Consider the following 12092-nt stretch of genomic DNA (forward strand, 5'->3'; position numbering starts at 1 on the left):
GCTTAGCTTTTTTACTATATCATAGATAAATACAATGTCAAGCAAGAAATTTCGTATATTATGTGGTAAAATAAAGTATAGAACTCTAAAACTGATTCCGCCCATTCTGGAGTCTTGAAGTAAGGAGAAAACATGGATAAACAACGAGTTGCTGTGATTGGCCCCGGCTCTTGGGGAACCGCTCTATCACAAGTCCTTAATGACAACGGACACCAAGTCCGTATCTGGGGCAATATTGCAGAGCAGATTGACGAAATCAATAACCAGCATACAAACAAACGCTATTTCAAAGATGCTGTGCTGAGCGAAGAAATTAAGGCTTATCATGACTTAAAAGATGCTCTGGAGAACGTGGATGCTGTGCTTTTTGTAGTGCCGACTAAAGTAACCCGACTGGTAGCCAAACAAGTAGCGCAGACCTTGGACCATAAGGTGAAAATCATGCACGCCTCCAAGGGATTGGAGCCTAACAGCCACCAACGAATCTCAACCATCTTGGAAGAAGAAATCCCAACAGAACTGCGCAGCGAAATTGTCGTCGTTTCAGGCCCCAGCCATGCTGAGGAGACTATTGTCCGCGATATTACTCTGATTACCGCAGCATCCAAGGACTTGGAGACCGCTAAGTATGTACAGGAACTCTTCAGCAACCACTACTTCCGCCTCTACACCAATACCGATGTCATCGGGGTAGAGACAGCCGGCGCTCTGAAAAATATCATCGCAGTTGGAGCCGGAGCTCTCCACGGACTAGGCTATGGTGACAATGCCAAGGCTGCCATTATCACACGCGGTCTGGCTGAAATTACCCGATTGGGTGTCAAGCTTGGAGCCAGCCCTCTGACCTACAGCGGTCTTTCTGGTGTCGGTGACTTGATTGTCACAGGAACCTCTGTTCACTCTCGCAACTGGCGGGCCGGCGATGCGCTGGGTCGCGGCGAGAAATTAGCTGATATTGAAGCCAATATGGGCATGGTTATCGAAGGGATCTCTACCACCAAGGCTGCCTATGAACTAGCTCAAGAGCTGGATGTCTATATGCCCATCACTCAGGCCATCTACAAGGTCATCTATGAGGAACATAATATCAAAGATGCCATTCATGATATGATGAGCAATGAATTCAAAGCTGAAAATGAGTGGTCTTAATTCGCACTATTATTTATAAAGGAGAAACTTATGTCAAAAGTCAGAAAAGCAGTCATTCCTGCTGCCGGTCTCGGTACCCGCTTCTTGCCAGCCACTAAGGCTCTAGCCAAGGAAATGCTGCCCATCGTTGACAAACCAACTATTCAGTTTATCGTCGAGGAAGCCCTCAAGGCTGGAATCAAAGACATTCTGGTTGTCACAGGGAAGTCAAAACGCTCGATCGAAGACCACTTTGACTCCAACTTTGAGCTAGAATACAACCTTAAAGAAAAAGGTAAGAACGACTTACTCAAGTTGGTGGATGAAACCACTGGTATCGGTCTACATTTCATCCGTCAGAGTCATCCGCGCGGGTTGGGAGATGCTGTTTTGCAAGCTAAGGCCTTTGTCGGAAACGAACCTTTCGTTGTCATGCTGGGTGATGATTTGATGGATATTACCAATGACAAGGCAGTACCGCTAACCAAGCAACTCATGGATGACTATGCGGCAACCCACGCATCTACAATTGCAGTTATGCAAGTTCCTCACGAAGAAGTCTCTGCTTACGGCGTTATTGCACCGCAAGGTGAGGGAGTCAATGGACTGTATAGCGTTGAAAAGTTTGTTGAAAAACCTGCACCAGAAGAAGCACCAAGTGATTTGGCCATTATCGGACGCTATCTGCTGACACCAGAAATTTTTGAAATCCTAGAAAAACAAACTCCCGGTGCTGGCAATGAAATTCAACTGACTGATGCCATCGATACCCTCAACAAGACTCAGCGCGTTTTTGCCCGCGAATTTAAAGGCGACCGCTATGATGTTGGGGATAAGTTTGGCTTTATGAAAACTTCCATCGACTATGCTCTCAAGCATCCGCAAGTTAAAGATGATTTGAAGCAATACATTATCGATTTGGGAAAAAAATTAGACGGATCAGAATCATCTGATAAGTAAAGAAATAGAGTTTAGAAATTGAACTGCACCCCAAAAGTTAGACACAAAATCTAGCAATTGGGGTGTTTTCTTATTATGAAATTAACTTATGAAGATAAACTGCATATCTACTTTAAAAAACAACTTGACAGCCCTGATAAAAAAAGAACTCAGGAATTAGATTCAAGCAATGTATGATGTTCACAAAGGCAACCGTTCTGATAATGGCATAATGGAAACCTTCTTTTGGTTTATGAAATCTGAAGGAGGACTAGTTATGAAGATTCTTATCAAACACTAAAACGGGCTACTACCGCTTATATTTTTTACTACAACAATAAACGGAACAAAATGAAAAGGACTGAGTCCTGTGCAGTACAGGATCCAATCCTTTCAATAATGATTTGTCCAACTTTTTGGAGTCAGGGCACTTAGTAGCCTCTTTTTGTTTTTCTAACAATTACATGTACCATTAGGCTTTATGGTTTCTGCGTTTTTCTAAGTAAAAGACAAATCCAAGTGCGCTCAGAAGGACGCCTCCGATTACCCCTACCATGGACATCGTTTGACCAGTAGATGGCAATTTCCTGTCATTTTCCTTTTGCATCACTTTTGGAGCTGATTTGTAAACAACACCATAAGCAGAGAAATGATTAGTCGTGAAGGTGACTTTTGTTTTATCTGCATTGAGAGTAAACTGATAGTTTTCTAGCTTGCCATCTTCTCCAATTGCAACAATTGCTTCAATTTCTTTGTTTGGATCAACTGGAATCGTTACGACTGTTGAGCTGATTTGATGAACAGGTCCATTTTGATTAGATAACTGAATGTCATAAGCTTTATAGTCTTTCCCTTTCAGCGCTGCTACATCACTCAAAACACCAACTACTAAACTAAAACCACCTTGAGCAAAATCTGGATTTTGCAAGATGACACCTGTAGCAGGGTCTATTAAAATATATGAGTTAGTTGGAAGGACTGGGCGACCATTTGTCGTCGGTACAGTCGGCTTTGGTTGATTTTTGCTTGGTTCTGTACTTGGCTCTGTCGGTTTCGGTTCGTCCTTGCTTGGATCTGTACTTGGTTCTGTCGGCTTTGGCTCGTCCTTGCTTGGGTCTGTACTTGGCTCTGTCGGCTTAGGCTCGTCCTTGCTTGGGTCTGTACTTGGTTCTGTCGGTTTCGGCTCGGCCTTACTTGGTTCTGTACTTGGTTCAGTCGGCTTTGGCTCGTCCTTGCTTGGCTCTGTACTTGGCTCTGTCGGCTTAGGCTCCTCCTTGCTTGGATCTGTACTTGGCTCTGTCGGTTTCGGTTCGTCCTTGCTTGGGTCTGTACTTGGTTCTGTCGGTTTCGGTTCGTCCTTGCTTGGATCTGTACTTGGTTCAGTTGGCTTCGGCTCCTCCTTGCTTGGATCTGTACTTGGTTCTGTCGGCTTTGGCTCCTCCTTGCTTGGATCTGTACTTGGCTCTGTCGGTTTCGATTCGTCTGTTGGATCCTTGTAATCATCCGGAAGTGAAGCTCGATACGGATCATCTGTTCTTCCAGCTTCTTTCAAGGTTCCAGACAACTCTGCTTCATATTGTTTGAATTGCTTAAAGAGACGTTCAGAGCGTGCCAAAGCTTCTGCTGTTACCTGATCTTCTACATCCTTAGCTGCTGCCTCATCTGCTTTCAAAGCTGCATATTTAGCATCACTAACTTTCTGCTCAATCATTAACTGTTCTTCGAGCGCTTTCCAATGATTTTGGATAGATTTTCCAAAGAGATCTTGGTTGTTAATCGCCATTTGATCAATGTGCCAAACAGTCCAATACCAAGAATTCGGATCATAGGTTTCTGTTCGAGGTTTAAAGGCTTGGTAGGTATCCTTCACATTCCCATAGAATGGAACGTACGGAGTATTCCGAGAAGGTCCCAAGCCTAGCCAGACAGTCCCACCAAATGTCTTTGGTAGATTTGGATTGATCTGATAAACATGGGCATCAATAACGTTTTCATTTCCAAGTGCATATTTATACTGATCTTGACGCACTTCATCCTTGCTTCCATCATCACCTTGTTTTTTAACTCCAATTTGATCATCTGGTACAAAGCGTCCATTCAAGTGTTCAAAACGGTTTCGTTGGAAAGCAAAGGCATCTTCCAAAGTATACTTCTTATTTGGATCACTTGGTGAGCGGAAAAGTTCGTACTCATCGTCTTCATACGTCACTTTCGCTTTTGGATCTAGCAAAGTAATCCCTGCATAGGTTCGAGAACGATCTCCCTCAGCATATTTAGCAGGTCCGTATGATTTGGCAATGTGGAAATTTCCGTCTTTATCTGTTTGATAATTTCCAGACTCTTTGGCTACTTTTTCAACATCTTTTGACGCAATGACATTTTCTGTATCTGTCAAATCTACATGACCAAGATAATAGGTATTGGCAAATACTGCATATTTATCTTCTGGTACCTTCACGGCTACATATTGATGCCCAGAAAGGATTTCCATATACCAGGTCTCGTTTTGGTCTGCGAAGACCACAATATTGCCTTCAGCCGAACCCTTTTCCTCGATCACTTTTGCCAGTAATTCAACCCCTTCACGTGCTGTTTTCACACGAGGCAAAATCACGTCCAGCATGGCTGCTTCTGGAAGTCCATCCGCTTTTAGAGGGTCTGTTGCCAATACTTGTTTATTGGGACTAGCTGAAACGGTTGCCGTCATAGAAACACCAGTTTCATTAAAGCCATGTTCCCCAAAAGCTCCATTACTACCATCACCTCGAGCAGAGTCATAGGTCGCTGTATATCTCATCTCGCTGGCAGCGTGAGGATAAGTGAAACCATTGGATTCATCTTGGATTTGATCCCCTTCATTATAGGTTTTCGCATCTACAACAACATAGTTTTTGTTGTGTTTCCCGCCATTTGGATAGTAAGGGTAGTCTTCTGTCCGACCAAAAAGTGTCGTTCCATCCTTGGTCAACTGTCGACCAATAATGAAGCCGCAGCAGGCTTGAACAGCCTGAATAGGCAACAAGAGAATTATCATTATAGCAATGACAATTTTGAATGTTAACTTCTTCATCGTTAACTCCTTTTTATTTTTTGAAAGTCCTAAACTTCCTTTATTTCATCAATCATAGTATACCCTTTTCATTCTGCCTTTGCAAGCGCTTTCAAAAATGTTTATTTATACGCTTTACAGATAAAAAATAGAGAAAACATACATCACTGGATACACATAGATAGAAATTTCGCTCATTTATTTCTGTCCAGACTAAGTAGTAGCAATATATATGAATTATCATGCCTCTGCGAATTAAAATAGGCTCCTTTACAAAAAATCATATTTATAAAAAGAATACCGCTTTTTAAAGCGGTATTTGAGTTTATTTCTTTAAAAAATTGGTCGTTGAAAGCTCAGAAAAATCAGAATAGTTGCTAATCCAAGGTAGGCTGCCAGTGCTAAAAACCGTTGAGACTTGCTAAAAGCATAGCGCTCTCCTGACACTGGTAAAATTACAGCCCCTAAAGCTCCGCCGACTAGACCGCCCAAGTGACCTGAAAGGCTAATTCCCGGCAAAAAACTCATGATTAAGTTGACAACGAGCAGACTCATATAGGATTGACCCAACTGCTGGAGATAGTAATTTCGCGTAGCATAACGAAGCACGACAATCGAAGCAAAAAGTCCAAAAAGCGAGGTAGAAGCGCCAGCTGCTAAACTGTTGGGTGAAAAATAGACAACAAATAAATTTCCCAGCACCCCCGACATCAGGTAAAGTATCAAGAATTTCAAAGAACCAAAGATGGCTTCGATTTGTCGGCCAAGGAAGTAGAGCGTTAGCATATTGACCACAAAATGCTCCAAGCCAATATGGATAAAAATGGCAGCAAAAACCCGCCAAAACTGCTCCGGAAAAGCTTGAATAGTATAACCGTGCACAGCTCCAAAGCGATACAAGGCTTCTGAATTGCTGTATTGAAAACCGTAAGAAAGAATCATCAAGACAAAGACAAGACTTGTTGCTATAAGCAAAGTGCTTGTCACTGGATAATCTCTATCATAGATTTGTTTCATACATGATTAACTCCTTTACTGCGACATCATGTTGGGCTGGTGTAAAATCCGCTTGCTGGACTTGATAAATGGTACTGACACTCGTCCCCTCATAATCATCCAAATAGCGATCGTAGTACCCACCGCCATAGCCAATCCGAAAGCCTTGAGAATTGAAGACCACGCCCGGCACATGAATCAGATCAATCTCCGTCTTCTCCACAGCCTCTTCGCTCATCGGCTCCAGCAGACCAAAAGAGCTCTTTTGCAGGTGGCTTTCATCATAATCCACAAATATCATCCGACCCTGGCCGTAGGTTTTGGGCACTAAAACCCGCTTGCTGTCCAACTGAGCCTGCTTGATAAAGGCTGCAGTTGAGACTTCATGCGGCATAGAAAGATAGGTAGCGATAACCTGAGCTTTTTGATAAGCTGCTGAACTGAGCAAGCGCTGGGTCAGCCAGCTATCTGCCTGCTCTTTTTCTTTTCCTGACAGTTTCTTCATCTGGTTCAGTACAGTTTGTCTCAGCTCTTTTTTCATGCAGCTCGTCCACCCTTTCCTTATCTTTCGTTGATTTTATAATCTAGGAATTTCCCAATCTTTTCAATAGCAAAGGGCAGTGCTGCCTCGTCCGGTGTCATCTTGGGATGATGGAGGGCATAGGGACTGTCCACTCCCAGCCAGAACATGACGCCCTTGACCTTGCTGAGCAGATAGCCAAAGTCCTCGCCTGTCATAGCTGGCGCAATATCAATCAGCTGCACTCCTTCTTCCTTTTGGAAAAAGTCCAGTAATTCGTCTGCCAGATCAGGATGGTTTTCTACAGGTAGGTAGCCACCTTGTTTAAGCTTCAAGTCCAATTCCAGACCGAAACTTTGGGCTAGGCCCTCTGCTATTTCCCGTAAGCGCTTCTGGGTCAAGAGGTTCATCTCCTGAGTCAGAGTCCGAATGGTGCCATGCAGAAAGGCCGTTTCTGCGATGACATTGTTGGTCGTGCCAGCATGGAGAGAACCAAAGGTCACAACTGCTCCCTCGATAGGATCGACATTGCGGCTGACAATGGTCTGCACCTGGGTGATAAAGTAACTAGCCGCCACCAAAGCATCATTGGCTTCATGAGGAAAGGCCGCATGGCCTCCCTTCCCCTTAAAAGTTAGCTTGACTTCACAGGTACCAGCAAAGAGCGTTCCTCTGTTAGTCGCAATATCGCCGACCTTGAGGTCCGGCCGCACATGGAGACCATAAAACTCATCTGGCAGCCAGTCGCCAAAAGCACCGTCTTCATACATGAGCATGCCACCAGCTTCATTTTCCTCAGCAGGCTGAAAGAGAAAAAGCAGATTGTGGGTAGGCTGAGCGCTCACAGCTTGTTCCAGCAGGCCTAGGGCAACCGTCATGTGCATATCGTGTCCGCAGGCATGCATCCGGCCTTCATGAGTGCTGGCAAAGTCTAGTCCTGTATCCTCCACAATCGGCAAACCATCAATATCTGTACGCCAGCCAATCGTCTTATCCGGTGAACTTCCCTTGATAAAGACCAAAATACCCGTCCGCCAAGTTCGGATTTCCACAAAGTCTAGACCTGCTGTCAGTCCATCAATGACCTGCATCAGGTAGGCATGAGTCTTGTATTCTTCCAGACCGATTTCTGGTATCTGGTGCAAATCACGGCGAATGTTCAGATAATCAAGCATTGTTTCTTTCCCTTCAAGTCCTCTCAGACCAAGCAAAACGCTGGGCCACACCCAATCAATTCAAATTCATGCTATTTTTAAAGAGTACGCAGGGCATCTTCCAGAGCCGTCTTCTGCTGAGTCTTTTCATCAATTTTCTTGATAACTCGTGCCGGAACGCCAGCAACCACTACGTTCTCTGGAACATCTTGGGTCACAATCGCACCAGCCGCAACAACGGAACCACTGCCAATTTGTACTCCTTCAATCACAACCGCATTGGCACCAATCAGCACGTTGTCTCCGACCCGAACTGGCTCAGCACTAGCCGGCTCAATGACTCCTGCCAGAACCGCACCAGCACCGACATGACTGTTTTTACCGACAATCGCTCGACCGCCCAGAATAGCACCCATATCAATCATGGTTCCAGCACCAATCTCCGCACCGATATTGATGACCGCACCCATCATGATGACAGCATTATCACCAATTTCGACTTGGTCACGGATAATGGCACCCGGCTCAATACGGGCATTGATGTTGCGCTTGTCCAAAAGCGGCACCGCTGAGTTGCGGGCATCCTGCTCTACTACATAGGTCTTATTTTCCTCTAAGTTCACTAGGAGTGGCTTAATTTCTTCCCAGTCTCCAAAAAGAACATTGCCTAATTTCACGACAGACCACGGAATTTGCCCGTGCAATTCTCCATTAAAGGTCACCTTGACTGGAGTTTTTTTCTTGGCATCAGAGATAAATTTGATGATTTCTTGAGCGTTCATTTTCGTAGCAGACATGGTAGCACCTCTTTGTTCTTTCTATCTTTGTTGGGAGAGGAAAGTCCCCTCTCCTATCTATTTTATTTCTCTATTATAACACAATTCAGTCGTTTCGTTTTGACTTTCTTAGGAAGGACTTATTACCTCCTGTTCAGAGACTTGTATATTTTTTAAATGCAGGTTCCCATCCTTACCCTCTGAAAATTCTAAATGGTAGTAAGTACTATCTAATACTTTGTAGACCATGGTCACAGAGTAATAACCCTTAATGCCTATTTTTGTGTAACTTTTTGGAGGCCTCAAATATTCTAGGATTCCTTGATCACTCATTCCTTTTTCTGGGTCTGATTTCAATTCCTTAAGAAAGGAAAGTTCCTCATCTGATAACTCTTCTTTTTTATCTGTATAGTAAGTAACGCTAGCAAGATGTAGACCTGAACCAAAATCCCAAAATTGAAAAAACGCAAATCCCCCTCCCGCTAGAGTGTAAGTAAGTGACAATAATTTATCTTTCTGCCCCATTGTCATATCTTCGCTGCTTTTAGCTAACCCATACCGTTTGACAAAGTCAGACACTGTAATATTTTTATCTTCATCCTCTTCAATAGTGTAGTTTATAAAATCCATTTGTTCCCAATCCAAAGATTTAGCATCTGGAGAAGTATATTTTGATTCTGTGCTTATGAACTCATTCTTTCGGTGAGAATTTGTCCAATTCCCAATTAGGACGAGTAGTCCTATCACAACACCTAGCAGGGCGACAGCACTCACTACCCTGAAAAAAGGGGATTTTTGTGATACCTTTAGTTTCCTAGACTTCGTTTTATGAATTGGTTTGGATAAAGCCTTTGTCTGTTCGAGGGCAGCTCCTCCCCGTTCCCGCTGATTCTTGATCGACGAAGTGTTTCTGGCTTTAAACTTGGATTTGTGCTCCCGCCTCAATGCTTCTAAATTTCTATCTTTCACCTTTTCACCTATCAACTAAAAACTTGATTGCTCATTCCCTTTCCACAAACGGCTGATTTTCCTGCTAGATAAGCGCTACTAAGCACCCGCTTCTCCTGCTTCGTTTGCCAAACCTGAACTCTCTGTCAATTGATAGTTCTGAGACTTATTATTTTCAAAAGAAAAACCGACCTCTTTCCCATCCTCCAAACGATAATAAATTGATAGAGTAGCATTGCCAAAGATTCCCCCATTCCAATCGAGGCGCTCTGGAAGTCCCAACTGACTGACAATCTCCTGATAGGTCTTTCCTTTCTCTATATCAGAAAGATCTTGACGAGTGAGCTGAGCATTTCGGTTTGGTAGATGCGCACTACTGAGATGCGTACATTTTAGGGACTGTAACTTAGGAGTTTCAGAAGAACCAAAATGACTTTTAAAAGAGAGGCTAACTTTCGCTTCCGTCCCTGCTTGTGAATAGTCTAAAGCTATCGTCTTGATTGGGTCATCTTGGTCCAATTCTTTTCCAGACTCAGCTTTCCCTAACTTTGCAACCACCTCGTCGACCTTTGTCAGATTTGGAACCGATGAAGTGAAGTCTAAGAACAAAGAAGTGATATCATCATAGGTAATATGAAACTGATACTCCTCTTTCTTAGCAATCCATTCTGGACGATTAGCAGATTTTAAATCTTGATCCTTTCTATATGAGTTTAACATAAGAGAAATATCTGCAGCTTTTTCTTTATCTTTTACCTTTTCCATCTCTAGCCACGTTATTCCAGCGTTAGCCAAAAAAGTCATAATCCCCAAACTAGAAAGTACCATCATCCATATCTTAGAAAAGATTCCTAGTTTTTTCTTTTTAAACTCTACTTTATCTATCTCTCTAGCAAGCTCATTGGAGCTTATTCGCGGAGAAAGCTTGGTCTGCTTTGCTTCAGTTATAAGGCCTGACATCGGCTGGCTAGCTTGATTTCCACGAAGGACTTGGTTTTGTTTTTTAGCTTTCAGTGATTCTAAACTAGAAATGAGATGCTTCAGCTCCCTCTGCTTCAATTCCAACAAATTCTGTGACAGAAGCGACAGAGACTCCTTTACCTGCTGAACTCCTGCTAACTGCTTAGAAAACACCGGCTGGTCTTGAGAACTTATTTTAGCCCCATAACCGTTTTTGTCCTCTATCGAAGAGACAGCAGACGGCTCATTGCTTGAGCTCTCTATTGGAAATACCACTTTTGATGGAGACGAACCTGAAGGACGAGCTTGATTTTCTTCTGCCCCTCTCTGCGCTTCTTGCAATCCCGCAGACGGTTTGATGTCTTGGTCTTCTTTGGTTTTCCATTTAGATAGAAAAGATGAATGGCTATCTGCTGGCTTTTTCGTTTGAGCATTCTTGAATTTTGATTGATGTTTCTCCCTCAAAGCTTCCAGATTTCTTTTTCCCATAACTCCTCCTCATCTATTGACTCTTCTATCATTGAAAAGACGACTCTATTAACAGTTCACAATTCCTACCCGCTGAATGCTGCTATTCTCTTTTCTATAACATTCATACTGGGGGCAACATCCCGCGACTGCATACACCGTTAAGCAGTCAATTAGCTACACAAACTATCAGGGTGGCTACCTTTTATAAAACAACTGTTTGAAGACAGTAGCCTAGCGTGAAACTTGTCATGCTAATATAACTTTATTCCAGTATATCATATTTTGAACTGGCTTAGCTTGAAAGCACACAAGCAAAAAGGCACGAACTTTCGTCCGTACCCAACAAAGCAATTCCAAACTGTATCCCAGCTATATTATTTAATTCTTTCGTTCAAAATGTTCCCACTGTTGGCATCAATGGTCATTTTGATCTTTTGCGTACCGTTCAGAGCTTCCAGCTTATAGACTAGCTGACCAGCCTTAATATCTAGCTCTTCATCATAAATTTTGGCTTGAGGATATTTTTGCTGCAAGATTCTTTCAGCATCTTCAAAAGTCAATTGCACATTAGTCTGAGTCAGTTGCATGTCCTCATTGTCATCAATTGGCTCTTCCTTGGCTTTGAGAATGCTTCCTGTTCGAGCATCAATCTTGTACTCTTTTTCTGTAAAGCCATCCAATACTGTTACATCATAGTATACAGCACCAGCTTTATTTCCGTCTAAATCAATAGAAACGACTTTCCCTGAACCAGCTGTCTGCAAGGCAATCACCTTAGCGTCTGAAAGAGTTAGGCTTGCCGCCTGAATCCGAGTAGCTTGCTTAGCTGAATCCGCTGAAACAACAGTTGCCGCTCCACCTGCTAAAATTCCTACTACCAAACCGGCTAATAAAATTCCTTTTAGTTTTTTCATGGTTGGTCCTTCCTTCTACAACTTGACCCTAGAAATCAAAATCAGGCTAAGAAAACACCGTTCCAGTTAATGCATCCTAGACCATTCTTTCCATTTCAAAGGGGAGAGCTGAGTCTGGGACAAAAGTCCTAGCCTCTCAATTGTCTTTGGATTGTCGAGCAAGACGCAGTGGTTGAGTGGGCTCTACTACGCTGATTTCATCAGCTTTTACAGCCCTACTCAACTGTGCGGAGGTGG

General features: G+C 43.2%; 10 protein-coding genes. 2 read left to right on the plus strand and 8 right to left on the minus strand.

What is annotated here, in order from left to right; genetic code table 11:
• The first annotated feature begins 132 nt into the window (after window positions 1–132).
• Together AC5FEC_RS04965 and galU are read left to right on the plus strand one after the other, a co-directional pair.
• Entirely contained in the window at window positions 133–1149 is a 1017-nt protein-coding gene (locus AC5FEC_RS04965; RefSeq protein ID WP_493661487.1) for an NAD(P)H-dependent glycerol-3-phosphate dehydrogenase, read from the plus strand.
• Between the two features lie 30 nt (window positions 1150–1179).
• Window positions 1180–2088 carry a UTP--glucose-1-phosphate uridylyltransferase GalU gene (galU, locus tag AC5FEC_RS04970; RefSeq protein ID WP_493661488.1) on the plus strand — a complete coding sequence of 303 codons (909 nt, stop codon included), beginning with the start codon at window positions 1180–1182 and terminating at the stop codon, window positions 2086–2088.
• A gap of 451 nt (window positions 2089–2539) precedes the next feature.
• Here the strand turns inward: galU and AC5FEC_RS04975 are convergent, their stop codons facing one another.
• The 8 genes from AC5FEC_RS04975 to AC5FEC_RS05010 form a co-directional block, all read right to left on the minus strand.
• Complete coding sequence (locus tag AC5FEC_RS04975; protein ID WP_493661489.1) at window positions 2540–5137, minus strand: C69 family dipeptidase; 2598 nt, start codon at window positions 5135–5137, stop codon at window positions 2540–2542.
• Between the two features lie 312 nt (window positions 5138–5449).
• The gene (locus AC5FEC_RS04980; RefSeq protein WP_062201262.1) at window positions 5450–6133 is read right to left on the minus strand and encodes a rhomboid family intramembrane serine protease; all 684 of its coding nucleotides are present in this window, start codon (window positions 6131–6133) and stop codon (window positions 5450–5452) included.
• Entirely contained in the window at window positions 6117–6653 is a 537-nt protein-coding gene (locus AC5FEC_RS04985) for a 5-formyltetrahydrofolate cyclo-ligase (RefSeq protein WP_493661490.1), read from the minus strand. The genes AC5FEC_RS04980 and AC5FEC_RS04985 overlap by 17 nt, the downstream gene beginning before the upstream one ends.
• A gap of 20 nt (window positions 6654–6673) precedes the next feature.
• Window positions 6674–7807 carry an N-acetyldiaminopimelate deacetylase gene (locus AC5FEC_RS04990; protein ID WP_493661491.1) on the minus strand — a complete coding sequence of 378 codons (1134 nt, stop codon included), beginning with the start codon at window positions 7805–7807 and terminating at the stop codon, window positions 6674–6676.
• A gap of 77 nt (window positions 7808–7884) precedes the next feature.
• Window positions 7885–8583, minus strand: a complete 699-nt coding sequence (gene dapD, locus AC5FEC_RS04995) for a 2,3,4,5-tetrahydropyridine-2,6-dicarboxylate N-acetyltransferase (RefSeq protein ID WP_493661492.1) — start codon at window positions 8581–8583, stop codon at window positions 7885–7887.
• Between the two features lie 108 nt (window positions 8584–8691).
• A complete protein-coding gene (locus AC5FEC_RS05000; protein WP_493661493.1) occupies window positions 8692–9531 on the minus strand; it encodes a hypothetical protein in 840 nt (279 codons plus the stop codon).
• 78 nt (window positions 9532–9609) lie between these two features.
• Complete coding sequence (locus AC5FEC_RS05005; RefSeq protein WP_493661494.1) at window positions 9610–10959, minus strand: hypothetical protein; 1350 nt, start codon at window positions 10957–10959, stop codon at window positions 9610–9612.
• 356 nt (window positions 10960–11315) lie between these two features.
• A complete protein-coding gene (locus AC5FEC_RS05010; RefSeq protein WP_493661495.1) occupies window positions 11316–11855 on the minus strand; it encodes a PepSY domain-containing protein in 540 nt (179 codons plus the stop codon).
• Between the last annotated feature and the right edge of the window lie 237 nt (window positions 11856–12092).

Source organism: Streptococcus sp. STC1396 (assembly GCF_058933875.1).

Bases quoted from the DNA above. Each gene is read 5' to 3' on its own strand.
- AC5FEC_RS04980 (WP_062201262.1), bottom strand. From the start codon at position 6,133: ATGAAACAAATCTATGATAGAGATTATCCAGTGACAAGCACTTTGCTT.
- galU (WP_493661488.1), top strand. From the start codon at position 1,180: ATGTCAAAAGTCAGAAAAGCAGTCATTCCTGCTGCCGGTCTCGGTACC.
- AC5FEC_RS05010 (WP_493661495.1), bottom strand. From the start codon at position 11,855: ATGAAAAAACTAAAAGGAATTTTATTAGCCGGTTTGGTAGTAGGAATT.
- AC5FEC_RS04990 (WP_493661491.1), bottom strand. From the start codon at position 7,807: ATGCTTGATTATCTGAACATTCGCCGTGATTTGCACCAGATACCAGAA.
- dapD (WP_493661492.1), bottom strand. From the start codon at position 8,583: ATGTCTGCTACGAAAATGAACGCTCAAGAAATCATCAAATTTATCTCT.
- AC5FEC_RS04965 (WP_493661487.1), top strand. From the start codon at position 133: ATGGATAAACAACGAGTTGCTGTGATTGGCCCCGGCTCTTGGGGAACC.
- AC5FEC_RS04985 (WP_493661490.1), bottom strand. From the start codon at position 6,653: ATGAAAAAAGAGCTGAGACAAACTGTACTGAACCAGATGAAGAAACTG.
- AC5FEC_RS05005 (WP_493661494.1), bottom strand. From the start codon at position 10,959: ATGGGAAAAAGAAATCTGGAAGCTTTGAGGGAGAAACATCAATCAAAA.
- AC5FEC_RS04975 (WP_493661489.1), bottom strand. From the start codon at position 5,137: ATGAAGAAGTTAACATTCAAAATTGTCATTGCTATAATGATAATTCTC.